The sequence below is a fragment of the Occultella aeris genome (genome assembly GCF_902703175.1).
In the GTDB taxonomy this organism is placed as follows: Bacteria; Actinomycetota; Actinomycetes; order Actinomycetales; family Beutenbergiaceae; genus Occultella; species Occultella aeris.
The window spans coordinates 37,480-61,672 of record NZ_CACRYJ010000053.1 but is presented as its reverse complement, the minus strand read 5'-3'; the positions used below and the strand labels follow the sequence as shown (position 1 = coordinate 61,672).

Here is a 24,193-nt window from a genome sequence, read left to right as displayed (position 1 = left end):
GAGCGGCCCACCCGCACCCGGCCGCGTCGCCTCCGATGCGGCCCGAGTGGCGCCGCCGGGCTAGCCTCGCCTTCATGCGCGTGGGTGAGTTGTCCGAGGAACAGTTGCTCGCCCGGATCATTCCCCGGCTGCCGGCCGGCACCGACACCCTGCTCGGCCCCGGCGACGACGCGGCCGTGATCCGCGCCGCCGACGGTCGCTTCGTGGTCAGCACCGATGTGCTCGTCGAGGAGCGCCACTTCGTCCGCGCCTGGAGCACCGGCGCCGACGTCGGCTGGCGGGCCGCCATGCAGAACCTCGCCGACGTGGCCGCCATGGGTGCCCGGCCGACGTCCCTCGTCCTCTCGCTGGTGCTGCCCGACGACGTCGAGGTGGACTGGGTCCTCGACCTCACCGACGGCCTCGCGCAGGCGTGCGGCCCACACGGTGTGGGCGTCGTCGGCGGTGACCTGTCCGGCGGGCCGGCGATCGTCGCGGCCGTCACCGTCCATGGCGACCTGGCCGGCCGCGCCCCGGTGCTGCGCTCGGGCGCCCGGCCCGGGGACGTCGTGGTGCATTCCGGGGTGCTCGGTCACTCCGCCGCCGGTCTCGAGCTGCTCCGCGCGCAGGGCCCGACGGCGGGCGGCGGCTCGGCCGACGAGGCCGCGTTCGTGCGTGCCTATCGTCGCCCCGACCCGCCGCTGACGGACGGCCCGGCCGCGGCGGGCGCCGGGGCGACGGCGATGATGGACGTCAGCGACGGACTCCTGAAGGACCTCGGCCGGATCGCCCGGGCCGCCGGCGTGTCCATCGACCTGCGCACCCGCGACCTCGGCCCGGCCCTGGACGAGCTCGACGTGGTGGCGCAGGCCTGCGACGCGAGCGCCCTCGGTTGGGTGCTCACCGGCGGGGAGGACCACGGCCTGGTCGCGACGTTCCCGGCCGGGGCGGCCTATCCGGCGGGATTCCGCCGGATCGGCGTCGTCGGTCCCGCCGTCGGCGGTGGCGGCGAGGAGGGCTCCGAGGAAGCGCCCGACGGCGGACCCCGGGTCACGCTCGACGGCGCGGCTGCGCCCGTGGGAGGTTCCGGCTGGGACCATTTCGGGTCGTCCTGACGCCCGATCGCACGCCTTCGCCGGGCGACTTCGTTGCTCGACCGTGTGAGCAACGTCACAACGGGCTATCGTGGAGTATGCGTATCTCAGAGGTGATTCGACGCAAGGGCGCGGCCGTGGTCACGATCAGGCCGGACGCCACCGTGGCTGACCTTCTCGCGCAGCTGGACGAGCACCACATCGGTGCTCTGGTGGTCTCCGAGGACGGTGGGCACTCGGTGTCCGGCATCGTCACCGAGCGTGACGTGGTCCGCGAGCTGCACCACCGCGGCCCGGCCGTGCTGCAGGTGCAGGTCGCCGAGGTCATGACGGTCGAGGTGCAGACCTGCCTGCCCGAGGACCACCTGGAGGACCTCGCTCGCCGGATGACCGACCTGCGGATCCGGCACCTGCCCGTCGTCGTCGACGGCGAGCTCAAGGCCATCGTCTCCATCGGTGACATCGTGAAGAACCGCATCGACGAGCTCCAGGCCGAGCGGGACCATCTGGCCGACTACGTGCGCCGTTGACCCCAGGCGGGGCACACCGGGACGTCGACGCCCGATAGCCTGACCGGCGTGCGAGCGGATGGTGGGGGAGTGCGGGACACCCTGTCGCGATCGCCTAGTCCCGGCGGTGTCCAGCCGATCCGGCCCGCGACCATGGCCCGGGTCTACCTCGCCGGCCAGGCGGTCGCGGGAGCACTGTGGTGGGTCGCCGTGTTCGCCTCCGACACCGTGCGGGTGTGGACGCTCGGCGCGTGGGATCCGCGGCTGCTCGTCGGGCCGGACCTGCTCCTGTTCGTCGGCGGCTCCGCGCTCGCCGCGGCCCGCGGCAGCTGGCGGGTCGCGGCCGTCACCGCGGTCTGGTCGACGTTGCTCACGATCGCACTGCTCGGCCAGGGCCTGCTCGACCGCGCCGCCGGGTGGGGCGTGCTCCTCATGCTGGCCGCGACGTTCGGGTCCGTGGCCACGGCGGCGACCCTGCGGTTCGGCCGGATCCCGACGGGCTGGTACTTCATCGGGCCGTTCCGATTCCGGGCGGCCCGGGCCCGATCCCGCCGGTGCCACGTGGCCGCGAGCCTGACGCAGCTGGTCGTGTTCTGGGTCGGGTTCTTCGTCGTGGTCCCGTTGCTGCTCGTGGCGTTCGAGCGCCGACTACGGGTGGACTGGTCCGCGTTGGCGGCCGACCCGTGGCCCACGGTGGGCGCGGCGCTGTTCCTCGTGGCCAGCCCGCTCGGCCTCGCTTCCTGCCTGACGATGGCGATCGCCGGCGAGGGCACACCGCTGCCGGCGCAGACCGCCCGGCGCCTCGTCGTGGCCGGTCCCTACCGCTGGCTCCGCAACCCGATGGCCACCGCCGGCGTGGTCCAGTCCATCGGGGCGGGCCTCTGGTTCGGCTCGTGGACGATGATCGTCGCGGCCGTGCTGGGTGGGCTGGCGTGGCACCACGGCATCCGGGGCGCCGAGGAGGCGGACCTGCTGGCCCGCTTCGGTGACCCGTACGAGCGGTACCGGGCGTCGGTGCGCGTGTGGGTGCCGAGGTTGCCCGGCCGTCACGGCGACCGGTCGCCCGGCGCCGGTCAGGTGACCGGGTCGCACCGGTAACGGACCTCGAGGATCTCGGCGCCGGCGACCTCGAACACGCTCGTTGCGCCGTCGGGCGTGAACCCCATCCGCTCGTAGAACCGGCGAGCGTTCGCGTTCGCCTCGAGGACCCAGAGTGCGACGGTCCGGTCGGCGTCGAGGGTCGCGAGCGCCGCGTCGAACAGGGCCCGGCCGACGCCGCGGGACCAGTGGTCGGGGTGCACGTAGATCGCGTAGATCTCACCCCAGCCGGGCCCGTCGGCCGGTACGTCGTCCTCGCGGTACGGGCCGGCGTTCACGAACCCCAGCACTGTGCCGTCGTCGCCGGCTTCGTCGGATTCGGTCGCCACGAGTGTCGGCACCGTCCCGGACACGGCGTCGGAGCCGAACCGGCGGCTGAGCTGCTGGGCGCGCACGGACACGTCCAGGGAGTCGAGGTGATCCGCCGGCACGATGCCCGCGTAGGCGCGCTGCCAGGCCCGCACGTGCACCTCGGCGATCCCGGGCACGTCGGCGGCGGTGGCGAGGCGGACGGACGGCGGTCCTGAGGTCGGCACGAACGCCATGCTAGACAGTCCAATATCTCTTAGTGCTAAGATATATCAATGGAGATTGCAGTGATCACAGGAGCCGGAAGTGGGATCGGCGCCGCGACGGCCGCCCGGCTGGCCGGCGACGGTTACACGGTGGCCCTGTGCGGACGCCGACCGGACCGGCTCGAACGCACCCGTGCGGGACTGCCGGGCAAGGGCCACTCGGTCCATCCGGGCGACCTGACCGACGTCGCGCAGGTGCGGCGCGCGGCGGCCGAGATCACCGAGCGGCACGACGGCGTCGACGTCCTCGTGCACGCCGCCGGCGGCCTCGTGGATGCTGAGCCGGTCGTCGACGGCGACGGGCTGGGCGCGGTGGCGGCGGACCTGAGCTCCTCGTTCGCCGCGAACGTGCTCTCGACGGCGTTGCTCACCCACGCCCTCGGCCCGGCCCTTCGCGGCAGGCGCGGCCGCGTGGTCGCCGTCGGCTCGATCGCCGGGCAACGTGGCGGCGGGCTCGGCTACGCGAGCGCCAAGGCGGCGCTGCACGGGTGGGCCTACGACCGGGCCCGCGCCCTCGGGTCGCGGGGCATCACCGTGAACGTGGTCGCCCCGGGCTACACCTCCGGCACCGAGTTCTTCGGGGACGCGATGACCGATGCGCGCCATGCCCGGCTCATCGGCGAGACCCTCACGAAGCGGGCCGGCGAACCGGGCGACATCGCCGCGACGATCGCGTTCCTGGCCTCCGCCGACGCCGGACACCTGACCGCCCAGGTGATCGGTGTCAACGGCGGGGCACTGCCCGGATGAGCGAGCGATGACCGAGCCCAACGACTCGCCGACCGACCCCGTGGACGCCATCGAGCGGGACTGGCACCGCGAACGCCCCGATCTGGACGTCTCCTCGATCGCCGTCATCACGCGGATCCGACGGACTGCGAAGCTGTTGCGGCTGCGCCGGTCCCGGCTGCTGCGGGGGCTCGGCACCGACGACGCCACCCTGGACCTGCTCAGCACGATCCGACGGTCCGGGCCGCCGTACGAACTGACGCCGGGGCAGCTCGCCGAGCGGACCCTGGTCACCAGCGGCGCCGTGTCGCAGCGTCTCACCCGCGCCGAGGCCGCCGCGCTGGTGACCCGCCGGACCTCCACCCGGGACTCGCGCTCCGTCGTGGTCGCACTCACCCCGGCCGGACAGGATCTGCTCGAGGCGACCGTCACCGCCCTGTTCGCGGACGAGGAGGCAACCCTGGCCGGCTTCGCCGCGGCGGACCGGTCGGCGTTCGTCGATCTGCTGCGCCGCTACCTCGACACGCTCGGCTCGCTCGAGGAGTAGACGCCAGGGTTTCGAGCCCGGTGTCACTACGCTGAGCCCGTGGAGGCTGCCGACGTCGCGCTCGTGGTCATCCCGTTGCTCGCCGTCGTCGCGCCGCTGCTGGCGCGAGGACTCGGGCGGTGGGTGCGTATCCCCGTCGTCGTGTTCGAGCTGATGCTCGGCATCGTGGCGGGCCCGAGCCTGCTCGGGTGGGTGCATCCGAACGAGTTCAGCGACCGACTCGCCGACCTCGGTCTCGCGATGCTGTTCTTCGTGGCCGGCACCGAGATCCAGACGTCGGCCCTGCGCGGCCGGACGGGCCGAAACGCAACGCTCGGTTGGCTCGTGAGCCTCGTCGTCGGGGTGGGCCTCGGGTGGCTCATCGCGCCCGGGGAGGCCGCCGTGATCCTCGGTGTCGCCATGGCCTCGACGGCGCTCGGGACCCTGCTGCCCATCCTGCGGGACGCCCGCGAACTCGACACGCCGTTCGGTCACAGCGTGAGCGCACTCGGCGCGGTCGGCGAGTTCGGCCCACTCATCGCGATCTCGGTCTTCCTCGGGACCCGGTCGCCCGGCGCCGCGTCGGCCGTACTGGCCGTGTTCGCCGTCGTCGCGGGGCTGGCGATCTGGTACGGGATCCGCGGTCCGCACGGCGCTCTGCACAAGTTCGTCAACGCGACGCTGCACACCTCCGGTCAGTTCGCGATCCGCGTCGTGTTCCTCCTGCTCGCCGCGCTCCTGGCGCTCAGTCTCGCCCTTGAGGTCGACTTCCTGCTCGGCGCCTTCGTCGCCGGCCTCGTCTGGCGCCTGCTGATCCGGGACGCCAAGCGCGAGGACCAGGAGGCGGTCGAGAGCAAGGTCGAGGCCATCGCGTTCGGTTTCCTGGTGCCTGTCTTCTTCATCAACACCGGAGTCTCCTTCGATCTCGCCGCGCTGCTGGCGGACCCGAGGCTGCTTGCGGTGCTCGGCGTCGGCTTCGCCGCGCTGTTCGTCGTGCGTGGCGTCCCGTCGATGCTCGCGGCACCCGTCGGCGCGTCGCGGCGAGACCGGATCTCCATCGGTCTCATGGGCGCGACGGGCTTGCCGATCATCGTCGCCGTGACGGCGATCGGCGTCGCCGAGGGCTATCTGACGACCGGACTGGCGGCGGCGCTCGTCGGCGCCGGCATGCTGTCGGTGCTCGTCTTCCCGCTCGTGGCGATGTCTTTGCGCGGAGGCGTTCCGGTGGCGACCGCCCTGGCGGACGACGACGCGTGAACCGTGCGAGCGAACGGCGCCGCAGGACCGCGGGTCTAGCGTGGGTGTTCGCCCGGTCTCGACGATCCCGCGGCGCCGGCCGACGCGTCTCCCTGCGCCATCAGGGCCGCGAGGTCCCGACCTGCCCCAGGTGCGCGAGCTTGTCCGGGTTGATCTGATTCTGCAGGCCCAGCACCCGGCCGCCGGCCACCTGCACGGCCATCACGGCCAGCCACGCGCCATCGGCTCCGCGCGCCCGCAGGGCCGGCCCGCCGTTCGCCTCGATCACGTCGAGCTGGAGCCCGAACCGAGCGCCCCGCCGGGCCAGCCCCAGCAGGAACCGCGCCACCGCTTCCGCCCCCTCGAGCGGGTGGGCGATCGCCGGTGCCCGGCCACCGCCGTCGGCGTGGAAACGAACGTCCGCGGCGAGCAACGCCTCCACCCGTGCGACGTCCGCGCGGTGTAGCGCGTCCACCAGCGCCTCGGCGACGGACGTGCGGTCCGCACCGGCGCCGTCGGGCGGGCCGGCCGCGGCCAGGTGGCGGCGCGCCCGCGAGTACACCTGGCGGCAGGACTGCGGGGACCGTTCCACGATCTCGCCGATCCGCGGGTAGTCGAGGCACGGACAACCTGCTGGAGGCGGCTCGGGCGGTGGGTGCGAAGCGGTTCATTGCCGCCAGCTACACCGGGTGGCCGAACGCGCGCACCGGGGCGTCGGTGCATGACGAGTCGGCACCGCTCGACGCCGATCCCGCGCCGGAGTCCCGTCGGACACTCGCGGGCATCAAGCACACCGAGGCGGCGGTCACCGCCGCGACCGGCATCGACGCGCTCGCGCTGCGATACGGCACGTTCTACGGACCGGGCACCGGGATCGGTCCCGGCGGCGACCAGCTCGCCATGGTCCGGGCCCGCAAACTTCCGGTGGTCGGTGGTGGAGGCGGGGTGTGGTCGTTCGTGCACATCGCCGACGCCGCCCGCGCCACGGCGCTCGCGGTGGGGCGGGGCCGGCCGGGGATCTACAACATCACCGACTCCGACCCGGCGCCGGTCAGTGTGTGGCTGCCGTATCTGTCCGAGGTGCTCGGCGTGCGCCCGCCGCGCGGGGTCCCGGCCTGGCTGGCGCGGCCCCTGCTCGGCCGGCACGGGCTGAACCTGATGACGGCCGTGCGGGGTTCGGACAACGCCCGGGCGCGCACCGAGCTCGGGTGGGAGCCGGACCACCCGAGCTGGCGGGACGGCTTCCGCACCCTGACCACCTGACCCCGGGGCTGTGAAACACGAGAGCCGCCCACCTCGACGGTGGACGGCTCCCGGAGTCTGCGGGTATCAGCTGGCGCGGCGGACGACCTTGCCCGCCTTGAGGCAGGAGGTGCACACGTTCACGCGCTTGGGCGTGCCGTCCACGATGGTGCGAACCTTCTGGATGTTCGGGTTCCAGCGACGCTTGGTGCGACGGTGGGAGTGCGAGATGCTGTGGCCGAAGCTCGGGGCCTTGGCGCAGACGTCACACGTAGCAGCCACGGTGTGTCTCCTCTTAGGTCAGTGCTCGCCACAGGGTGAAGCGGCAAAGTTCGTTGGGGTCGGCCGTGGCGCAACGCCTGCCGTACCGTGCCCATGGTTGGGCAACCGGTCCAGAGTACTCCACACGGGCCCTCCGGCCCAAACCCTACGGCCCGACGGCGGTGCGTGGGCTTGGCCACATCTTCCCACCGCCGGCCGTGGCCGGGTGGGCCCGACGGGGCGTGTGCCGGGCGCGGCGCTGTCGGCGCCGGGCGATAGCATCGCGGGGGAGGGATGCAGATGGCCGAGAAGCCCACGCCGACCAAGGAGTTCAGCCGCCTGGTCGGTCCGGGTGCTGCCAAGGCACTGGTCACCATCGGCATCACCGACCAGCGTGGTCTGCTCTTCCACTTCCCGCGCCGGTACCTCAAACGCGGCGAGTACACCACGCTGTCCGAGCTGCGGGTGGGTGAGAACGTCACGGTTGCAGCCGAGGTGGTGGACTTCTCCTCGCGTCGAGCCCGCAACGGGTCGATGACGCTGGTGGACGTCACGGTCAGCGACGGACGCACCCGGCTCCCGATGCGCTTCTTCGCGCGGCACCAGGGCACCGTCCACGGGCTGAAGCACGCCTTGACGATCGGCACCTCGGCGATCTTCTCCGGGGAGGTGGAGAACTTCAACGGCACCATCCAGCTCAAGCACCCCGAGTTCGAGCCGTTCGACACCGGGGACGTCCTCGACGATCTGCGCGCCGCCCACGAGGCCGAGCGACCGGTCCCGGTCTACCCGGCGACGGCGAAGGTCAGTTCGCTCCTGATCAGGCGGGCGATGCGCATGGTGGTGGACCCGCTGCACGACGGCGAGGTCAACGACCCGGTGCCGGCCGAGATCGTGGAGCGCCGGGGCATGCTGGACGCGACCCAGGCGATGCGGATGATCCACCGGCCGCACGCCGAGGCCGACTATCGCCGCGCCCAGCACCGGTTCCGCTACACCGAGGCGTTCCTGCTACAGACCGCCCTGGCCCGCCGGCGCGCGGACATCGCCGCCTACGAGGCCACGCCACGCCCACCGCGGCCCGGCGCCCTGCTGGACGCACTCGACGCGCAGCTTCCGTTCGCCCTGACCGGCGGTCAGCTAGAGGTGTCCGCGGAGATCTCCGCGGACCTGGCCGCGCCCAGCCCGATGCAACGGCTCCTGCAGGGCGAGGTCGGGTCCGGCAAGACCGTGGTGGCGCTCCGGGCGATGATGCAGGTCATCGACGCCGGCGGGCAGGCGGCGCTGCTCGCACCGACGGAGGTGCTCGCCCAGCAGCATGCCCGGTCCATCCGGAACCTGCTCGGCCCGCTCGGCGAGGCCGGCATGCTCGGCGGCGCCGCCGACGGCACCCGGGTGGCGCTGCTGACCGGTTCACTGAGCGCGGCTCAGCGGCGCCAGGCGCTCGCGGACGCGGCCTCCGGGGCGGCCGGCATCGTCATCGGCACGCACTCGCTGTTGAACGAGAAGGTCCAGTTCGCCGACCTCGCCCTCACCGTGATCGACGAGCAGCACCGGTTCGGGGTGGAGCAGCGGGACGCGCTTCGGGCCAAGGGGCGCACGGTGCCGCACCAGCTCTACATGACCGCCACCCCGATCCCGCGCTCGGTCGCGATGACGTTCTTCGGGGACGTCGAGGTATCCACCCTGCGGGAGGTGCCGGCCGGGCGCTCGCCGATCACCACGCACCTGGTGCCGGTGGACAGGCCGAAGTGGGTCGCGCGCACCTGGCAGCTGGTCGCCGAGGCGGTCGAGCGGGGCGAGCGGGCCTATGTGGTGGCGCCCCGGATCACCGCCAACGGCGGCGACGACGGTGCGGATCTGCTCGATGCGCCCGACGACAAGCGCCCACTGGCCACCGTCGAGGAGGTCGCCGAGCTGCTCGAGGCCGAACCGGTGCTCTCCGGGATCGCCGTCGGCGTGATGCACGGCCGCCTTCCGAGTGATGAGAAGGACGCCGTCATGGAGGCGTTCTCCGCCGGCTGCACCCCCGTGCTGGTCACCACCACCGTCATCGAGGTCGGCGTGGACGTACCCGAGGCGTCCGTCATGGTCGTCATGGACGCCGACCGGTTCGGGTTGTCCCAGCTGCACCAGCTCCGCGGCCGGGTGGGCCGGGGCAGCGCACCGGGCACCTGCCTGCTCGTCACCGGCGCCGGCGAGGACACGCCGGCGCTGCAGCGGCTCAAGGTCCTGACCGAGACGACCGACGGGTTCGTGCTCGCCGAGAAGGACCTCGAGCAGCGCCGCGAGGGGGACGTGCTCGGCGCGGCGCAGTCCGGCCGCGGCAACTCCCTCAAGCTCCTCCGGGTGTTCACCGACCGGGGCGTGATCGAGGAGGCCCGCGAGGACGCGCGTAGGCTCATCGCCGAGGATCCCAACCTGGTCCACCACCCGGACCTGTTGGTCGCCATCACCCAGCTCGTCGACCCGGACCACGAGGAGTTCCTCGATCGTGCCTGACCGGCCCTACCCCCTGGAGTTACCCGACCGTGGCTAAGAAGCAGACGTCCGCCCCCATGATCCGCGCGGACAAGGTCAGCGTCGGCTACGGCTCGGACATCGCCAGCGCCGTCTGCCCACCGATCTCCGTGAGCATGAAGGCGGGCGAGGGCCTGGCCGTCGTGGGCGCGAACGGCACGGGCAAGTCGACCTTCCTCCGCGCCGTCGCAGGCCTCCTTGACGTCCTCGGCGGGCAGATCGACGTGTTCGGTCGGCCCGTCGACGAGCGCACCCGCCGGTTCCGCGCCGACGTCGCGATCGTGCTGGACGAGGACTCCTATCTGCCGGCCCTCACCGTCCGCGAGCACCTCCTGCTGACCGCCCGCGGGCACGGCATGGAGCGCGTCTCGGAACTGGTCACGGGGATCATCGAGGAGTTCGGGCTCACGGCCCGCCAGCAGGCCGCGCCAACGGCGTTGTCCTCCGGGCAGCGTCGCCGGTTGTTGCTCGCCTCGGCGTTCGTCCGGCCCCGCCGGCTGATGGTCCTCGACGAACCCGAGCAACGCCTCGACTCCGGCATGCGCGACCGCCTCGCGGAACGGCTCGCCGCCGAGCGCAAGACCGGTGGCGGTGTGGTCATGGCCACCCATGACCCGGTCCTGGTCCGAGTGGTCGCCACGCGTGCGGTCCTGCTCGGCGAGGAGGAGGTCCGGGTCGTCAGCCCCGAGGTCGCAGCCCAGGCGATCGAGGCGATGTGAGCACCACGGACACCGGCGACGACCGACCGACCGACGGTGACGTCGTCCCCGACGACGCCTGGCCCACCGGCCGGCAGCTGCGCTCGCTGACCAGGGACGCAACCGAGGCGCACACCGGCGGCAGCTTCTTCGAGGTGATCTCCGAGGTCTACTCGGTGGTGTTCAGCGCGGCCATCGCGCTGGCGATCGCACTCGGTGCCGTGCAGGGGCTGAACGCCACGATCACCTCCGGGCCGGAGGTGCACACCCTCGACCCGACCTGGCTCGCCGTCGTCGCAGCGCTCATCGTGGCCGGCGCGGTCGTGGGGCTGGCTGGGCGGATCGGACCGATCGGGATGGGCGGCGGTCAGGCCGTCTGGTGGCTGACGACGCCGGCGGACCGCCGCGGACTGCTGCGCCCCAGGTCGGTGCTGGTGCCGATCATGGGCGCCGTGGTCGGCGCGGCCGGTGGTCTCCTGATCGCGTTCCTGGCGCTGGGGGAGCCCGGCCCCGCGCTCGGGTCCATCGTCGCCCTGTGCACCCTCGCGGGCGCGGCGCTCGCGCTCGCCGTGGCCGCCGGCCAGGTGCAGCTCGGCAACAAGCGAGCAGCACGGGTGCGTCCCGCCGCCCTGATCGGGGACATCCTGATGGCCGCGGGCCCGCTGCTCGGGCTGATCCTGGTGTTCGTGCGACCCCAACCCCTGAACCTGCCCAGTGGGGCCGTTGCCGTGGTCGCGATCGGTGCGCTCGCCGTCCTCGTGGTGGCCCTGGTGGTCCGGGTGGACACCGGCCTGAACGCCATCTCAGGGCGAGAACTGCGAGCCCGCGGCGCTGTCTCGGCGTACGCCGCCGGGGCGGTCACCTCGGTGGACACCCGCGAGCTCGGCCGTGCCCTGAGCGTGAGCACCGCCCCGGACCAGCGTCGCCGCTCGGCGCGGCTGCCCTGGGTCCGCGGTCCGGTCAGTGCCATCGTCACCGGGGATGCACTGGTGCTGGCCCGTTCTCCGCGGCACCTGATCCAGATCGCGGTGGCGGCGTCCGTGGCTCTGATGGCACTGCTCGCCGGCTGGCCCACCGGCGTGAACGTGGCGATGCTGCTGATCGGCGGCTACCTGGCTGCCATGGCCACGGCCGAGGGCGCCCGACGCGCCGAGATGGCGCCGGTGCTGGACCGCTTCTTCCCGATCTCCGCATTCGACGTACGCCGGGTCCGGATCATCCTGCCGGGCGTGATCATGGTGCTCTGGTCCGCAGGGGTGTTCGCGGTCTGGGGCGCCACCCATGGCAGCCTGCCCGGCTGGATCCTGCTCGGCGTGATCGCGGCTCCCACCTTCGCCGCGGGTGTGGTCCGAGCCGCTTACCGGAAGCCGCCGGACTGGACCAAGCCGTTGGTGACGGGCCCGATGGGACCGGTGCCGCCCGGTGTGCTGCTGGCGTTCGCCCGCGGGCCGGACCTGGTGGTGCTCTGCCTGATCCCGACGCTCATCGCGCTCATCGCGTTCGGGCCGACATTCGTGCTCGTCTGGCTGCAGGCCGCCACCTCGGCGATCGCGTTCGCCATCGCGACCCACGTGAAGGACGAGAAGAAGCCGTCGATGATGGAGCGGGCCAACCAGGCGCAGAAGGCGGCCGGGGCGCGATGACGCGGATCGTGGCCGGCGCCGCCGGTGGCCGTGCGCTCAAGGTGCCGCCCACCGGGACCCGGCCCACCAGCGAGCGGGTCCGGGAGGCGCTGTTCTCGCGACTCGATCATCTCGGCGTCGTTCGCGGCGCCCGCGTGCTGGACCTTTACGCCGGCTCCGGCGCGCTCGGGCTGGAGGCCGCCAGCCGCGGCGCCGCCGAGGTGGTCGCGGTCGAGGCAGCGAAAGTAGCCGCGGCGCTCTGCCGGTCCAACGCGGCGCAGGTGGGCCTGGCGGACCGGGTCCGGGTGGTCGCGACGCGGGTGGAGCGCTACCTCGACGGCGGCCCACCCGGCAGCCCGTTCGACCTCGTGCTGCTGGACCCGCCCTACGACCTCGGCGGACTCGACGAGGTGCTGGCCGCGCTCGCCGCCCCAGGATGGCTCGCTCCGGGCGCCGTGGTCGTGGTGGAGCAGGCCCGGCGATCCGGCGAACCGAGCTGGCCCGAAGGCCTGACCCCGGACGGTGAGAAGACCTACGGCGACACGACGCTGTGGTTCGCGACCACCACCGAACTCACCGGCTGAGATCGCACGTGCGTGCCTGACCTCGGCCCTGCGCGTGGGCGAGATCAGCGCGTCGGGTATTAGGTGCGGGGCAGGGGAGCGCTCGAGCCCCCGCCGCGCTGAGCGATCAGCGACCGGACGAGGTCCGGAGGGAGCCCGTGGGTCTGGTGCAGGTACTCGAAGTCACCCCGGTCGAGGGGCTTCCGGAAGCGGTCGCTGCCGAGGATCCGCCGGCCCCGCTCGAGCAGGTCGGTGAACCGGACCTCCTCGTCGACCAGGACCTGCTGCACCGGCGTGACGTCCTCTTCCTGGTGGAAGCGTCGCAGCGTGTGCTCGACCACCTCCAGCGGCAGATCGACGAGCGTCCTGGACCGATCGACCTGCCACAGCAGGGTCAGCACCCGCCGGATCAGCCGGCGCAGCACGTAGCCGCGACCGGTGTTCGACGGTCGGACGCCGTCGCCGATGATGACGATGCTCGAGCGCAGGTGGTCGATCACGATCCGCTCGGACTCCTCGTCCAGCTTCCACAACTCGGGCAGGAGCCGCATCCATGGCTCGAACAGTTCGGTCTCGTACACGGAACTCTTGCCCTCGAGCAACATGCTCAGCCGCTCGAGGCCGAGGCCGGTGTCGATGTTGCGCTGCTCCAGTGGTTCCAGCGACCCGTCCTCGTGCCGGCGGAAGCGCATCATCACGTGGTTCCACACCTCCACCCAACGGTCGTCGGTGGTCGGCGTGCCCTCCGGTGGGCCATCGCCGGTCCACAGGAAGATCTCCGAGTCCGGTCCGCACAGCCCGGTCCCGGTCCGGTTCGGCCACCAGTTGTCATCGGTGGTCAGCTCGACCGGCACCCCGAGCGCGCGCCAGGTCCGCAGCGACGCCTCGTCGGGCTCGACCTGCTGGTCGCCACCGAACACGGTGACGTGCAGCCGGCCAGGGTCGATGCCGAGGGTGTCACGGAGCAGCTCGTACCCCCACTGCAGGCTCTGCTCAGCGTCGTAGTCACCCAGTGACCAGGAGCCGAGCATCTCGAAGACGGTCAGGTGGTTCGGGTCGCCGACCTCGTCCAGATCGGTGGTGCGCAGGCATCGTTGAACCCCGACGAGCCGGTGGCCGAGCGGATGTGGCTCACCCTCCAGGTAGGGCGTGAGCGCATGCATGCCCGAGGTGGTGAACAGGACGGGATCGCCGGGCCGCGGGATCAGTGTGGATCCCATGATCGGGCTGTGACCGCGCTCGACGAAGAAGTCGATGAAGGTGGTCTCGAGGCTCATGGTTCTGGTCCTTTCGGGAAGGGACCGGAAGCGGGCCGTTGGCCGGGGCTGGGACAGCAGAACACCGGCGGACCGTTTCCGGTCGCCGGTGTGGGAGAGGTGGATGTCAGGCAGCGGCAGCCGGCGAGCGAGGAGCTCGGGCGGCCGCGGCGAGGCGAGACAGTTGGTGCATGTCGTCAACGGTACCGGAACGAACCCGGGGTGGGCTCGCCCATTTTTCTGGGGAGCGGCGTGCTCGCTATCGTGAGGGCCGTGGCTCACGAGATCTCGTTCCGTTCCGATGTGTCCGTCGAACTCGTCCGCTCCAGCGCGTCGGACTCCGACGTCCTCTTCGCCGCCAGGGTGTCGACGCAGGGCGAGAAGACCCTCGGGGCCGCCCAGGACGAGAGCCTCGACGCCTCTCGCTCGAAGGGCCTGATCAACTACCTCATGCGCGACCGTCACGGATCGCCGTTCGAGCACAACTCGATGACGTTCTACGTGCAGGCGCCGATCTTCGTCTTCCGCGAGTTCATGCGTCACCGCATCGCCTCCTACAACGAGGAGAGCGGTCGGTACCGGGAGCTGAACCCGGTCTTCTACGTGCCCGGCCCCGAGCGCAACCTCGTGCAGGTGGGCAAGGCCGGTGCCTACGACTTTCTGCCCGGGACACCCGAGCAGACGGACCTGGTCTCCGCCGAGGTTCGCGCCGTCTGCACGGAGGCCTTCGGCTCCTACCAGCGGATGCTGGACGCCGGTGTCGCCCGCGAGGTCGCTCGCATCGTCCTGCCGCTCACGATCTACTCCTCGATGTACGTGACGATGAACGCCCGCGCGCTCATGAACTTCGTCTCCCTGCGCACGAAGAACGAGGGCAGCCGATTCCCGTCGTTCCCACAGCGTGAGATCGAGATGGTGGCGGAGAAGATGGAAGCCTTCTGGGCCGGCCTCATGCCGCTCACCCACGAGGCCTTCAACGAGAACGGCCGGGTCGCTCCCTGACCGAACTTGTCAGATGGGATCGGTGAACGAGATCGGCTTGCCGGTGGCGTGCGCGTAGGCGATCTCCCTGCTCGTGGACTCGCCGATGTACCCGCCCGGGTTGACGACCAGCACCCGGTCAGCCAGGTCGATCTTGCGCAGGTGGAGGGCGTCCAGCACGGTCTTCTGCTCCTCGGTGATCAGCTCGTCTGCTTCGTGACCCTCGGTGCGCAGGAAGACGCCTGGCGCGACGACGATGACGCCTGCGAAGGTCAGCTCACGGTTCGCCGCACTCATCTCGGCCACGAACCGGGTAGAGCCGCAGATGCAGACGATCTCAGGTCGGTCGGGCACGGCTGCGTCCTTCGGTCGAACGGGAAACCGTCGGTGTGCACGTAGGCATCACGGGCGGGCACACGAGCCAGGATTCTACGCAGCCGGACAAGACACCACGCGCCCTAACCCTGTCTACGCCTTGGGGCAGCCCGTACGTGGATCCGTTCCCCCTGCGGTCCGAAGATGCTCAGCAACTCGGTCGGTCCGGGCCCCGGGTTGCCGAACCAGTGCGGGGTGGTGCGGCAGTTGAACTCGGCCACCTCACCCTCGGCCAGCACCACGTCGTGCTCGCCGAGGATCAGCCGCAGCCGCCCGCTCAGCACGTACAGCCACTCGTAGCCCTCGTGGGTCTGCAGGTCCGGCGGCGTGACGACGTCGACCGGCGGCAGGATCACCTTCGCCGCGAGCTGACCGCCGACCCGCCGGGTGAGCGGCACGTGCGCCACACCGTGGTGGACGACGGGCCGGATGTGGACGCGCGGGTCCGCGGTCTCGGGCGCGCCGACGAGGTCGTCGAGGGTCACCTGGTAGGCGCGGGCGAGCGGCAGCAGGAGTTCCAGCGCCGGGCGCCGCTGTCCGGTCTCCAGACGGGACAGTGTGCTCACCGAGATCCCGGTGGTCTGCGACAGCTCGGTCAGGCTGGTGCCCCGGCGGGTGCGCAGGGAGCGCAACCGTGGGCCGACGGCGTCCAGCACGTCGCCGAGTTCGCTCGCTTGGTCTGTGGTCGTCATGGGACGAGTTTGCCAGACCGGCAAAGATCGTTGGTGCTCGCGGCGGTGTGGTGTGAACTACTAACGAGATCAGTTCTCAACAGTGCCGGCTGTTCCGGCCCACCGACGCCAGGAGCCTTCATGCAGACGAACCCGAACCCGATGCCCGGCCCGAGCCCCGACGTGCCCGGACTACGCAGGGGCTACGACGTGGTGGTGATCGGCGGCGCGGCCGCGGGTCTCAGCGCCGCCCTCACCCTGTCCCGCGCTCGTCGCAGCGTCCTCGTCGTGGACGCGGGCCAGCCGCGCAACACTCCTGCGGACGGCGTCCACAACTACCTCGGCCGGGAGGGCACACCGCCGGGTGACCTGCTGGCCATCGGCCGCGCCGAGGTGAGCGGCTACGGCGGCGAGATCACCGCCGGGGTCGTCACCGCCGTCGGGCAGGCCGAGACGGACGGCTTCGAGATCACCCTCGCCGACGGCCGCCGCACCGGGGCCCGGCACGTGCTGCTCGCGTCCGGTGCCCGCGACGAACTGCCCGACGTCCCGGGCCTGGCGGAGCGCTTCGGGCGGGACGTGCTGCACTGCCCGTACTGCCACGGCTGGGAGGTCCGGGATCTCCCGATCGGGGTACTCGCGTCCTCGCCGATGGCGATGCACCAGGTGCTGCTGCTGCGACAGTGGAGTGCGGACGTGACGCTGTTCCTCAATGACGTGCTCGAGCCGAGCGAGACCGAGTGGGAGCAGCTGACCGCGCGGGGGATCGCGGTCGTCGACGGCGCGGTCGCAGCGGTGGAGAGCGCCGACGACCGGCTCACCGGCGTCCGGCTGGCCTCCGGCGCGTTCGTGCCCAGGTCGGCGCTCGCCGTGCAGACGCGGGTGTTCGCGCCGGTCGGTCCCCTCGAAGGCTTGGGCCTGAAAGCGGAGGAGTTCCGGATGGGCGAAACCCTGTTCGGGACCTACCTGCTCACCGACGGCAAGGGCGAGACGTCGGTGCCGGGGATCTGGGCGGCCGGCAATGTCGCCGACGTGAGCACGCAGGTGATCACGGCGGCCGCGGCCGGGATGCGGGCCGGTGCGCAGATCAACGCCGCCCTGGTGGCGCAGGACACCGCCGCCGCGGTCGAGTCGGCGCGGCTGGCGCCGGCCTGAGTCAGCGGCGCGGCGATCCTCGAACCTGCGGGCGAGCGGTGCGGACGGTCAGGTCGAGGGCTGCCCGGAACCGGTCGGTGGGCTGCTCGCGGCCCACGGCGCTCCGAGCTCGGCGAACGTCGCATACTCGCTCGCGACGCGCTCGCACCACGCCTCCACGTCGGCGACCTCCGGGTGGCGGCCGTGCTCGTCGTCACGCCACTGCACGAACTCGGCGGCGATCGGTGCGGGATCCGGTGCGGTCCGGACCGCCTCGAGGACCCGGATGAACGCGCCGGTGTCCCGGGCGTCGGCAACCAGGGGTGCGCCGGTCGTGATGTGGTCGACGAGGTTGCGCTGCAGGCTGGTCCGCTCGAACGTCTCGGTGCGCTCGCCGTCGGGGGTGCGGACGGTCAGGACGTCGTCGGTGTAGCGCAGCTCCGCGGTGCCGCGGGTGCCGCGCACGATCAGCCTCGGGGCGCTCTGCGTCGCGGACGTCAGGGAGAGTCCGAGCGCGACCGGAATGCCACTCGTGGTGCGCAGGCGCACGGCCGAGGTGTCGTCTGCCTCGATGTCGTGTGCGTGGTACAGGTCCACGACCACCTCGGCGACGTCCGTCGTGGTGGTCGCGCCCGCGATCCGCAGCGCCGTAGCCACGGCGTGCGCGAGCGGGTTCGTGACGGCGCCATCGACCACCGCGACACCGTCCAGGGTGCGCCGCCCGGCCCAGCGGGAGCGGGCGTAGTACCGGGTGTCCCGCAGCCACGTGCCGACGCCACCGACGCCGACGAGCTCGCCGATCTCTCCGCCTGCGATGAGCGCGTCGATGGCCGGCAGTGCGTGCGACCCGAAGCTCTGGAAGCCGACCTGCACCGACCGGCCGGTCTCGGCCGAGACCGCGATCAGCTCGTCGAGCTCGGCGAGGGACGCCGTCGTCGGCTTCTCCAGGAGCACGTGGGAGCCGGCCCGCAGCGACTCGACCGCGAGCGGCAGATGCGTGTGGATCGGCGTCGCGATGATCACGACGTTCGGGCTCTCGGCGGCGAGGAGCGCGGTCAGGTCCGGGTACGCACGGGCCGTCGGGGGCACGTTCTCGGCACCCTCGGCGCCGCGCGGGTCGGCTACGGCGATGACCTCCGCGAGGCCGTCCGCGGTCAGCTCGACGAGCTCGCGCAGGTGGTGGCCGCCGAACCCGTGGATCCCGACGACGGCGAACGTGGTGGTCATGGCAGTTGCTCCAGCCGGTCGTAGTGGGCCTGGGCGGTCTCGGGCGACAGGTCGCCGTCCACGAGTAGCGCCCAGAGGTGCAGATCGACGCTCGTTCCGGCGGCGATCGTGCGGGGCGCGTCCCAGGCGACGGCCGGTCCGGCGCCGACGTACCCCTGCGTGCGCACGAACCACGGCAGCACCCGCTCGCGCGGCTGCGCGAGCAGCAGGGAGACCGGTCCCCTCTCGCGCGCCTGGGTGAGCAGGAGCCAGGGCGACGTCGACCCCAGGGCAGGGCCGCCGTCGGCCGTGGTTGCCGTGGTGGCGACCGATGCGGCGGAGAGTCGCCAGAACAGACCGCCGTACCCGGCACCTGCGCGGCCGCGGGTGGCCGGCGAGCCGACCTCGAGGTCGCCGGCGTCGGCGTGCAGCGTGCTGCGCCAGCGCAGTGCCCAGGCCGGGTGCTCCGGGATCAGGTCGGCGGTGATCTCGCGGTCCTCGGTGAGGACGTGCGCGCCGTCGCTGCCGAGCCACTCCAGGGTCTGGGTGATGCGGTGATCGGTGGTGTCGCTGCTGCGTGGGACCTGCCGCCCGTGGTTCTCGAGCAGTTCGTAGCCGGTCGGGTGTACGTAGGAGGCGCCGCCCCAGAACATGTGCCCGTTCACCTCGACGACGGCGTTGCTCACCCCGTAGTGGTGGCGGTGGTCCGCCGGTTCGACCTCGGTGAGCACGGTGCCCTCAAGCGTGGTCACCGGGTGCAGGTAGGGCCGGGGGGAGAGGTGCTCGGCGAGGTTCTGGCCGTCGTGGTAGGTGGCGACGGCGCGCGCACCGATGTGCAGTGCGGTCACGGAACTCCTTCGGTTGCTTCGGGTCCGCGTCCTGACGGTGCGGGCACAGCTGATGCGGACATGCTAGCGGAAACCGCTTACCGGATCGGTGTGTGGCCACGGGGTGGTCATGACGTGGGTCCCGGGGCGCCCGACGCACCGATAGGTTCGGGCGAGAATCGGCAATCGTCCGTCGAACTCGACGAGACCACCTGGCAGGACCCGAAGGGCGACCAAATGAGCACCGACCAGCAACCACCCACCGCCGTCGTGCTCACGGGGGTGGGGCGCTACGCCGACCCGTGGCACGACTTCGCGGGCACGTCGGCTCAGATCGTGGAGCGGCTCGGGGAACTTGGCGTCTCCGCCCGGGTCAGCGGCACGGACGAGGCCACCTTCGCGTTCGACGACGTGTCCCTGCTGGTGGTCGATGCCGGTGGCGGCAGCACGCCGGCACCGGCGCTGGCGCAGGGGCACGCACGTGCGGCGGTGCTCGCGTTCGCCCGCGCCGGCCGGCCGGTTCTGGCCACGCACGCGGCGTCCAACACGTTCTTCGAGACGCCCGAGTGGGCCGAGGTCCTCGGTGGCCGATGGGTGCCGGGCATCTCGATGCACCCGCCACTGGACACCACCGTGGTGCGGGTGGTCGGCGCAGACCACCCGATCACGGCGGGGCTCGGCGACTTCGAGGCCACCGACGAGCGGTACTCCTACCTCGAGACGGCGCGGGACGTGACCGTGCTCGTCACTCACGCGCACGACGAGCGGGACCACCCGCTCGTCTGGGCGCGCGAGCGGGCCGGTGCCCGCGTGGTCTACGACGCGTTCGGCCATGACCCACGCGCCTACAGCCGGCCCGGGCGGATCGAACTCCTGCGGCGCGAGGTGGACTGGCTGCTGCGCCGCACCGGATGACGCGGTGCCACGTGCCGGTCAGGTGACGGCACCGACGTGCCAGGGGATGAACTCCTCCTGGCCGATGTCCAGATCCTCGCTGACGGTCTGCTCGCCGGAGGCCACCGCGATGATCTTCTCGAAGATCTCCCGGCCCACGTCAGGCAAGGAAGCCGTGCCGTCCACGATCCGCCCCGCATTGATGTCCATGTCCTCGGACATCCGGTCGTACATCTCGGTGTTCGTGGCGACCTTGATCGAGGGAGTCGGCTTGCACCCGAACACCGAGCCACGGCCGGTGGTGAAGCAGACCACGGTCGCGCCACCGGCCACCAGCCCGGTCACCGAGACCGGGTCGTAGCCGGGGGTGTCCATGAACGTGAAGCCCTTGTCCGTGATGGGCTCGGCGTACTCGTAGACCGCCGTCATCTCGGCCGTGCCGCCCTTGGCGACCGCGCCGAGGGACTTCTCCAGGATGGTGGTGAGCCCGCCGGCCTTGTTGCCGGGGGAGGGATTGTTGTCGAGGGTGCCCTCGCCGGCCTCGGTGTAGGCCTTCCACCACTCGATCCGGTCCAGCAGCTTGCGACCCACCTCGGGGGTCGTGGCCCGACGGGTGAGCAGGTGCTCGGCGCCGTAGACCTCGGGGGTCTCGGCGAGCACGGACGTCGCACCGGCCGCCACGAGCATGTCCGAGGCCACGCCGAGGGCCGGGTTCGCGGTGATCCCGGAGTAGCCGTCGGAGCCGCCGCAGTTCAGGCCGAGGACCAGGTGGGAGATGTCCGCGGGGGTGCGGGTCGCCTCGTTGACCCGGGGCAGCATCTCCCTGATCTTCTCGGCGCCGGCCCGCACCGTGGCGCGCACGCCGCCGCTGTCCTGGATGGTCATCGTCTCCACGAGGAGCCCTTCGGGCAGGTCCAGACCCTCCGCGAGGGAGGAGACCGGGATCATTTCGCAGCCGAGGCCGAGGACCAGCAGTCCGCCGAAGTTCGGGTGCTGGGCGTATCCGCGCAGGGTCCGCAGCAGCATCTGCCCACCCTCGGAGTCCGGCACCAGGCCGCAGCCGCTCTGGTGGGTGATCGCCATGACGCCGTCGACGTTCGGGTAGGCATCCATCGCCATGCCACGGAACTGGTCCGCGATCATCTTCGCCGCGCTTGCCGAGCAGTTCACGGACGTGATCACGCCGATGAAGTTGCGGGTGGCCACCCGGCCGTCCGCGCGGTGGTAGCCGAGGAACGTCCGGGGCAGGTCCGCCGGTGCCTCCGGCGTGACGCGGGCCGTACCGAACTCGTGTTCGCGCTCGGTGGCATCCATGCCCAGGTTGTGGGAGTGGATGTGCTCGCCAGCCGCGATCGGCGCGGTCGCGCGGCCGATGGACTGCCCGTACTTGAGTACCTGTCCACCCTTTGCGACGTCGAGGACGGCGAGCTTGTGGCCGCGGGGCACGTCCACCAGGACGGTCAGCGGGGCGCCGTCGGCCAACGTCAGCGACGTGCCGGCGGCGAGGTCGCGGGTAGCGACGGCCACGGAGTCGTCGGGGCGCAGCAGCAGGGCGACGGCGTGCAGGGGCAGGGGCAGGTCGGTCATCGATTAGCCTTCGCAGACGGGGGACGGCAAACGTGCCGCAACCGTTCCCACCATAGCCGAGAAACCGCTTCCCGCTGACGGGGCGGGCATCCGGCCGCACGCGAACCGGGCCCGGCAGAAGTGGCCTGGGCCCACGGTGGCGGTACGTTAACGGGGTGACGTCTCGAATCGCCGTGTGCCCGGGTTCCTTCGACCCGGTGACCCTGGGACACCTCGACATCGTGCGCCGGGCGCTCACCCTCTTCGACGAGGTGGTGGTGGTCATCGGCATCAACGCCGCCAAGGCCACCCTGCTCACCGTGGACCAGCGCCGGGATCTGTTCGCCGCGGCCGTCGCGGAGTTGCCCGGCGCGCGGGTGCTGACCGCGCCCGGTCTGATCGCGGACGTGTGCCGGGAGATTGGCGCGTCGGCCATCGTCAAGGGTCTCCGCGGTGGCGCCGACTTCGACTCCGAGCAACCGATGTCCCTGATGAACCGGCACCTGGCCGGCGTCGAGACCGTCTACCTGAGCAGCGAGGCGACGCTCTCGCACATCTCCTCCTCCATGGTGAAGGAGGTGGCCCGTTACGGCGGGGAGATCACCGACCTCGTCCCACCCGGCGTGGCCGACGCCGTGTACGACGCGCTGGGCACCGCCCCGAGCGCACGCCTGACCGAGAGCAAGGAAGACCACAGATGAGTACTGCAGCCGAGCACGGGGAATCGCTGGTCGCGATCCTCGACGAGCTCTCCGACCTGGTCGCCTCGGCGCGGTCGATGCCGATGTCCGCGTCCGCGCTGGTCAACCGGGCCGAGGTCCTGGAGCTGGTCGAGTCCGCCAAGGCGGTCCTGCCGAGCCAGATCTCCCAGGCCGATACCGTCGTCGCGGACGCCGACGCCGTCCTGGAGCGGGCCCGCTCCGAGGCAGGCCGGATCGTCGAGAAGGCCAAGGAGCGTGCCGCTGACCTCGTCTCCAAGGAGAGTGTGGTGAAGGAGGCGAACGCCAAGGCGGAACAGATCATCGCCGACGCGAAGGCGTCGGCGGAGAAGCTGTCCCGCGAGGCCGACGACTACTGCGACCGTCAGCTCGCCCAGTTCGAGATCGACCTGAACGCGATCAATACCCAGGTCGCGGCCGGCCGGGCCAGACTGGTGGAACGCAACCGCAGCCGCGCGGCGCGTGAGGACGCGGCCGACGATCAGGGACCCACCCGCGTCGGCCCCGCGAACCCGCCCCGCCGGCTCGCGACGAAGGACCGCGCGGGCAACCACCAGGGCCCGCGCGGCGGTCAGGAGAAGTCATGAGCCACACCCCGCAGAGCCCGTTCGTGATCAGCACGCACGACCTCGGTCGGCGCCCCGGATCGATGCGCGAACTGAACCTGACCGTTCCGGCCGCGGAGCTGATGGGCACCGAGGTCATCGGGGTCCAGGCCGGCAACCCCATTGAGCTCGACCTGCGTCTCGAGGCCGTGATGGAGGGCGTGCTGGTCACCGGCACCGCCGCGACCGAGGCGACCGGTGAGTGCGTGCGCTGCCTGCGCGACATCATCCACGACGTCGAGGTGGACCTGACGGAGCTGTTCGCCTACGCCGGTGGACGTCACCCGAAGATCGAGGAGGAGGACGAGGAGGCCGAGCCGCTCAAGGAGATGAACGGCGAACTGCTCGACCTCGAGGAGACGGTGACGGACGCCGTCGTGCTCTCCCTGCCGTTCCAGCCGCTGTGCCGCCCGGACTGCCCGGGACTGTGTCCCGAGTGCGGGATCCGGCTCGAGGACGCCGAGCCCGGGCACTCCCACGAGATCCTGGACCCACGCTGGGCCGCGCTGAGCGGGTTGACCGACTCCGCAGAACCCGCGGCTAGCGACCTCCCAAAGCCCGGCCCCGGCCCCCAGGCGCGCGGATGAACGCCGCCGACGACCAGGCCGTCGACGTCCGCGCCCCGAGCGCGACCAGGCTGTTGGCCTCGCTCGGCATCGAGATCGATCCCGAACTCCTCGTGCTCGCCCTGACCCACCGCTCGTTCGCCCACGAGGCCGGCGGGATCCCGACGAACGAACGGCTGGAGTTCCTCGGCGACGCGGTCCTCGGCGTCGTGGTGACCGAGCACCTCTACCGCGCCCACCCGGACCTGTCCGAGGGGGACCTGGCCAAGATGCGCGCCGCGACGGTCTCCCAGCGGGCGCTCGCGGCGACGGCCCGGGGCATCGACCTGGGCGAGTACCTGCTCCTCGGCAAGGGTGAGACCGGCACCGGTGGCCGGGACAAGGACTCGATCCTGTCCGACACCCTGGAGGCCGTGATCGGTGCCGTCTACCTGTGCCACGGGCTCGAACTCACCAGAGCCATGGTGCAGCGCCTCGTCGGACCCACCCTGCAGGCCGCCGCCGACCTCGGCGCAGGCCTTGACTGGAAGACCAGCGTTCAGGAGCTCGCGGCCAACCGTGGCCTCGGCGCACCCGTGTACGACGTGTCCGGCACCGGCCCGGACCATGAGCGCTCGTTCACCGCACGGCTCCTCCTCGGCGACGTCGCCTGGGGCGAGGGCGAGGGATCCTCGAAGAAGATCGCCGAGCAGAACGCGGCCGAGCAGGCGTACCGCGCATTGGCCGCCGAGCGGGACTGAG

The 24,193-nt window shown here is 71.8% G+C and carries 26 protein-coding genes and 1 pseudogene; 18 read left to right on the top strand and 9 right to left on the bottom strand.

Going from position 1 to position 24,193, the window contains the following annotated elements; translation table 11 throughout:
- Window positions 1-74 precede the first annotated feature (74 nt).
- The 3 genes from HALOF300_RS17750 (at window position 75) to HALOF300_RS17740 (ending at window position 2,680) form a co-directional block, all read left to right on the top strand.
- Window positions 75-1,094, top strand: a complete 1,020-nt coding sequence (locus HALOF300_RS17750; RefSeq protein WP_156742243.1) for a thiamine-phosphate kinase — start codon at window positions 75-77, stop codon at window positions 1,092-1,094.
- A 77-nt stretch (window positions 1,095-1,171) separates the two neighbouring features.
- Window positions 1,172-1,603 (top strand): CBS domain-containing protein, encoded by a 432-nt coding sequence (locus HALOF300_RS17745; RefSeq protein WP_156742242.1) that lies wholly within the window; start codon window positions 1,172-1,174, stop codon window positions 1,601-1,603.
- 48 nt (window positions 1,604-1,651) lie between these two features.
- Window positions 1,652-2,680 carry a methyltransferase family protein gene (locus tag HALOF300_RS17740; protein ID WP_156742241.1) on the top strand — a complete coding sequence of 343 codons (1,029 nt, stop codon included), beginning with the start codon at window positions 1,652-1,654 and terminating at the stop codon, window positions 2,678-2,680.
- Here HALOF300_RS17740 and HALOF300_RS17735 read toward each other — a convergent pair.
- The gene (locus tag HALOF300_RS17735; protein WP_231955555.1) at window positions 2,656-3,216 is read right to left on the bottom strand and encodes a GNAT family N-acetyltransferase; all 561 of its coding nucleotides are present in this window, start codon (window positions 3,214-3,216) and stop codon (window positions 2,656-2,658) included. The genes HALOF300_RS17740 and HALOF300_RS17735 overlap by 25 nt on opposite strands.
- Before the next feature lie 48 nt (window positions 3,217-3,264).
- Between HALOF300_RS17735 and HALOF300_RS17730 the strand changes: the two genes are divergently transcribed.
- The 3 genes from HALOF300_RS17730 to HALOF300_RS17720 are packed head-to-tail and all read left to right on the top strand — an operon-like array spanning window position 3,265 to window position 5,767.
- A complete protein-coding gene (locus tag HALOF300_RS17730; RefSeq protein ID WP_156742239.1) occupies window positions 3,265-4,005 on the top strand; it encodes an SDR family NAD(P)-dependent oxidoreductase in 741 nt (246 codons plus the stop codon).
- 7 nt (window positions 4,006-4,012) lie between these two features.
- Window positions 4,013-4,531, top strand: coding sequence for a MarR family winged helix-turn-helix transcriptional regulator (locus tag HALOF300_RS17725; RefSeq protein ID WP_156742238.1), 519 nt, complete (start codon window positions 4,013-4,015; stop codon window positions 4,529-4,531).
- A 39-nt stretch (window positions 4,532-4,570) separates the two neighbouring features.
- Window positions 4,571-5,767, top strand: a complete 1,197-nt coding sequence (locus HALOF300_RS17720) for a cation:proton antiporter (RefSeq protein WP_156742237.1) — start codon at window positions 4,571-4,573, stop codon at window positions 5,765-5,767.
- A 100-nt stretch (window positions 5,768-5,867) separates the two neighbouring features.
- Here HALOF300_RS17720 and HALOF300_RS17715 read toward each other — a convergent pair whose 3' ends face one another.
- Complete coding sequence (locus tag HALOF300_RS17715) at window positions 5,868-6,338, bottom strand: nuclear transport factor 2 family protein (protein ID WP_197522649.1); 471 nt, start codon at window positions 6,336-6,338, stop codon at window positions 5,868-5,870.
- A gap of 35 nt (window positions 6,339-6,373) precedes the next feature.
- Between HALOF300_RS17715 and HALOF300_RS17710 the strand changes: the two are divergent.
- Window positions 6,374-7,009: pseudogene (locus HALOF300_RS17710) on the top strand (NAD-dependent epimerase/dehydratase family protein); the annotation flags it as partial.
- Window positions 7,010-7,075: 66 nt separating this feature from the next.
- Here the strand turns inward: HALOF300_RS17710 and rpmB are convergent.
- Window positions 7,076-7,270, bottom strand: coding sequence for a 50S ribosomal protein L28 (gene rpmB / locus HALOF300_RS17705; protein ID WP_154794840.1), 195 nt, complete (start codon window positions 7,268-7,270; stop codon window positions 7,076-7,078).
- Between the two features lie 279 nt (window positions 7,271-7,549).
- Here rpmB and HALOF300_RS17700 point away from each other — a divergent pair, with 279 nt between their 5' ends.
- The 4 genes from HALOF300_RS17700 to rsmD are packed head-to-tail and all read left to right on the top strand — an operon-like array spanning window position 7,550 to window position 12,673.
- Entirely contained in the window at window positions 7,550-9,751 is a 2,202-nt protein-coding gene (locus HALOF300_RS17700; RefSeq protein ID WP_156742234.1) for an ATP-dependent DNA helicase RecG, read from the top strand.
- A gap of 29 nt (window positions 9,752-9,780) precedes the next feature.
- Entirely contained in the window at window positions 9,781-10,488 is a 708-nt protein-coding gene (locus tag HALOF300_RS17695) for an ABC transporter ATP-binding protein (protein ID WP_231955554.1), read from the top strand.
- On the top strand, window positions 10,485-12,110 hold the full coding sequence (locus tag HALOF300_RS17690) for a DUF6297 family protein (protein ID WP_156742233.1): 1,626 nt from the start codon (window positions 10,485-10,487) through the stop codon (window positions 12,108-12,110). Before HALOF300_RS17695 ends, HALOF300_RS17690 begins: the two co-directional genes overlap by 4 nt.
- Window positions 12,107-12,673, top strand: coding sequence for a 16S rRNA (guanine(966)-N(2))-methyltransferase RsmD (gene rsmD, locus HALOF300_RS17685; protein WP_156742232.1), 567 nt, complete (start codon window positions 12,107-12,109; stop codon window positions 12,671-12,673). The genes HALOF300_RS17690 and rsmD overlap by 4 nt, the downstream gene beginning before the upstream one ends.
- 59 nt (window positions 12,674-12,732) lie before the next feature.
- On the opposite strand, the gene HALOF300_RS17680 is transcribed toward rsmD, so the two are convergent.
- Window positions 12,733-13,929, bottom strand: coding sequence for an alanine--tRNA ligase-related protein (locus HALOF300_RS17680; RefSeq protein ID WP_156742231.1), 1,197 nt, complete (start codon window positions 13,927-13,929; stop codon window positions 12,733-12,735).
- A gap of 243 nt (window positions 13,930-14,172) precedes the next feature.
- Between HALOF300_RS17680 and thyX the strand changes: the two genes are divergently transcribed.
- Window positions 14,173-14,910 carry an FAD-dependent thymidylate synthase gene (thyX, locus tag HALOF300_RS17675; protein WP_231955578.1) on the top strand — a complete coding sequence of 246 codons (738 nt, stop codon included), beginning with the start codon at window positions 14,173-14,175 and terminating at the stop codon, window positions 14,908-14,910.
- A 9-nt stretch (window positions 14,911-14,919) separates the two neighbouring features.
- On the opposite strand, the gene HALOF300_RS17670 is transcribed toward thyX, so the two are convergent.
- Together HALOF300_RS17670 and HALOF300_RS17665 are read right to left on the bottom strand one after the other, a co-directional pair.
- Window positions 14,920-15,243, bottom strand: coding sequence for a hypothetical protein (locus HALOF300_RS17670; RefSeq protein WP_156742229.1), 324 nt, complete (start codon window positions 15,241-15,243; stop codon window positions 14,920-14,922).
- A 104-nt stretch (window positions 15,244-15,347) separates the two neighbouring features.
- Window positions 15,348-15,956, bottom strand: coding sequence for a helix-turn-helix domain-containing protein (locus HALOF300_RS17665; RefSeq protein ID WP_156742228.1), 609 nt, complete (start codon window positions 15,954-15,956; stop codon window positions 15,348-15,350).
- Window positions 15,957-16,076: 120 nt separating this feature from the next.
- On the opposite strand from HALOF300_RS17665, the gene HALOF300_RS17660 reads away from it, so the two are divergent.
- The gene (locus HALOF300_RS17660; protein WP_231955553.1) at window positions 16,077-17,090 is read left to right on the top strand and encodes an NAD(P)/FAD-dependent oxidoreductase; all 1,014 of its coding nucleotides are present in this window, start codon (window positions 16,077-16,079) and stop codon (window positions 17,088-17,090) included.
- A gap of 48 nt (window positions 17,091-17,138) precedes the next feature.
- Here the strand turns inward: HALOF300_RS17660 and HALOF300_RS17655 are convergent, their stop codons facing one another.
- Window positions 17,139-18,296 carry a Gfo/Idh/MocA family protein gene (locus tag HALOF300_RS17655; protein ID WP_156742227.1) on the bottom strand — a complete coding sequence of 386 codons (1,158 nt, stop codon included), beginning with the start codon at window positions 18,294-18,296 and terminating at the stop codon, window positions 17,139-17,141.
- On the bottom strand, window positions 18,293-19,123 hold the full coding sequence (locus tag HALOF300_RS17650; protein WP_197522647.1) for a DUF6807 domain-containing protein: 831 nt from the start codon (window positions 19,121-19,123) through the stop codon (window positions 18,293-18,295). The genes HALOF300_RS17655 and HALOF300_RS17650 overlap by 4 nt, the downstream gene beginning before the upstream one ends.
- Before the next feature lie 216 nt (window positions 19,124-19,339).
- On the opposite strand from HALOF300_RS17650, the gene HALOF300_RS17645 reads away from it, so the two are divergent.
- Window positions 19,340-20,017, top strand: a complete 678-nt coding sequence (locus tag HALOF300_RS17645; RefSeq protein ID WP_156742225.1) for a ThuA domain-containing protein — start codon at window positions 19,340-19,342, stop codon at window positions 20,015-20,017.
- 18 nt (window positions 20,018-20,035) lie between these two features.
- On the opposite strand, the gene HALOF300_RS17640 is transcribed toward HALOF300_RS17645, so the two are convergent.
- A complete protein-coding gene (locus tag HALOF300_RS17640) occupies window positions 20,036-21,583 on the bottom strand; it encodes a UxaA family hydrolase (RefSeq protein WP_156742224.1) in 1,548 nt (515 codons plus the stop codon).
- 155 nt (window positions 21,584-21,738) lie between these two features.
- Between HALOF300_RS17640 and coaD the strand changes: the two genes are divergently transcribed.
- The 4 genes from coaD to rnc are packed head-to-tail and all read left to right on the top strand — an operon-like array spanning window position 21,739 to window position 24,192.
- Window positions 21,739-22,263 (top strand): pantetheine-phosphate adenylyltransferase, encoded by a 525-nt coding sequence (gene coaD, locus HALOF300_RS17635; protein ID WP_156742223.1) that lies wholly within the window; start codon window positions 21,739-21,741, stop codon window positions 22,261-22,263.
- On the top strand, window positions 22,260-22,868 hold the full coding sequence (locus HALOF300_RS17630) for an ATP synthase subunit B family protein (RefSeq protein WP_331716243.1): 609 nt from the start codon (window positions 22,260-22,262) through the stop codon (window positions 22,866-22,868). Before coaD ends, HALOF300_RS17630 begins: the two co-directional genes overlap by 4 nt.
- Window positions 22,865-23,473: a YceD family protein gene (locus HALOF300_RS17625; protein WP_156742222.1), complete on the top strand. Its 609-nt coding sequence runs from the start codon at window positions 22,865-22,867 to the stop codon at window positions 23,471-23,473. Before HALOF300_RS17630 ends, HALOF300_RS17625 begins: the two co-directional genes overlap by 4 nt.
- Complete coding sequence (gene rnc / locus HALOF300_RS17620; RefSeq protein WP_156742221.1) at window positions 23,470-24,192, top strand: ribonuclease III; 723 nt, start codon at window positions 23,470-23,472, stop codon at window positions 24,190-24,192. Before HALOF300_RS17625 ends, rnc begins: the two co-directional genes overlap by 4 nt.
- The last annotated feature ends 1 nt before the right edge of the window (window position 24,193 follow it).

Excerpts from the sequence above, each read along its gene's own strand:
- HALOF300_RS17725 (WP_156742238.1), top strand. The coding sequence starts at position 4,013 with ATGACCGAGCCCAACGACTCGCCGACCGACCCCGTGGACGCCATCGAG.
- HALOF300_RS17625 (WP_156742222.1), top strand. The coding sequence starts at position 22,865 with ATGAGCCACACCCCGCAGAGCCCGTTCGTGATCAGCACGCACGACCTC.
- rnc (WP_156742221.1), top strand. The coding sequence starts at position 23,470 with ATGAACGCCGCCGACGACCAGGCCGTCGACGTCCGCGCCCCGAGCGCG.
- HALOF300_RS17700 (WP_156742234.1), top strand. The coding sequence starts at position 7,550 with ATGGCCGAGAAGCCCACGCCGACCAAGGAGTTCAGCCGCCTGGTCGGT.
- HALOF300_RS17655 (WP_156742227.1), bottom strand. The coding sequence starts at position 18,296 with ATGACCACCACGTTCGCCGTCGTCGGGATCCACGGGTTCGGCGGCCAC.
- HALOF300_RS17665 (WP_156742228.1), bottom strand. The coding sequence starts at position 15,956 with ATGACGACCACAGACCAAGCGAGCGAACTCGGCGACGTGCTGGACGCC.
- HALOF300_RS17630 (WP_331716243.1), top strand. The coding sequence starts at position 22,260 with ATGAGTACTGCAGCCGAGCACGGGGAATCGCTGGTCGCGATCCTCGAC.
- HALOF300_RS17680 (WP_156742231.1), bottom strand. The coding sequence starts at position 13,929 with ATGAGCCTCGAGACCACCTTCATCGACTTCTTCGTCGAGCGCGGTCAC.
- HALOF300_RS17660 (WP_231955553.1), top strand. The coding sequence starts at position 16,077 with ATGCAGACGAACCCGAACCCGATGCCCGGCCCGAGCCCCGACGTGCCC.
- HALOF300_RS17750 (WP_156742243.1), top strand. The coding sequence starts at position 75 with ATGCGCGTGGGTGAGTTGTCCGAGGAACAGTTGCTCGCCCGGATCATT.
- rsmD (WP_156742232.1), top strand. The coding sequence starts at position 12,107 with ATGACGCGGATCGTGGCCGGCGCCGCCGGTGGCCGTGCGCTCAAGGTG.
- HALOF300_RS17745 (WP_156742242.1), top strand. The coding sequence starts at position 1,172 with ATGCGTATCTCAGAGGTGATTCGACGCAAGGGCGCGGCCGTGGTCACG.
- HALOF300_RS17640 (WP_156742224.1), bottom strand. The coding sequence starts at position 21,583 with ATGACCGACCTGCCCCTGCCCCTGCACGCCGTCGCCCTGCTGCTGCGC.
- HALOF300_RS17730 (WP_156742239.1), top strand. The coding sequence starts at position 3,265 with ATGGAGATTGCAGTGATCACAGGAGCCGGAAGTGGGATCGGCGCCGCG.
- HALOF300_RS17645 (WP_156742225.1), top strand. The coding sequence starts at position 19,340 with ATGAGCACCGACCAGCAACCACCCACCGCCGTCGTGCTCACGGGGGTG.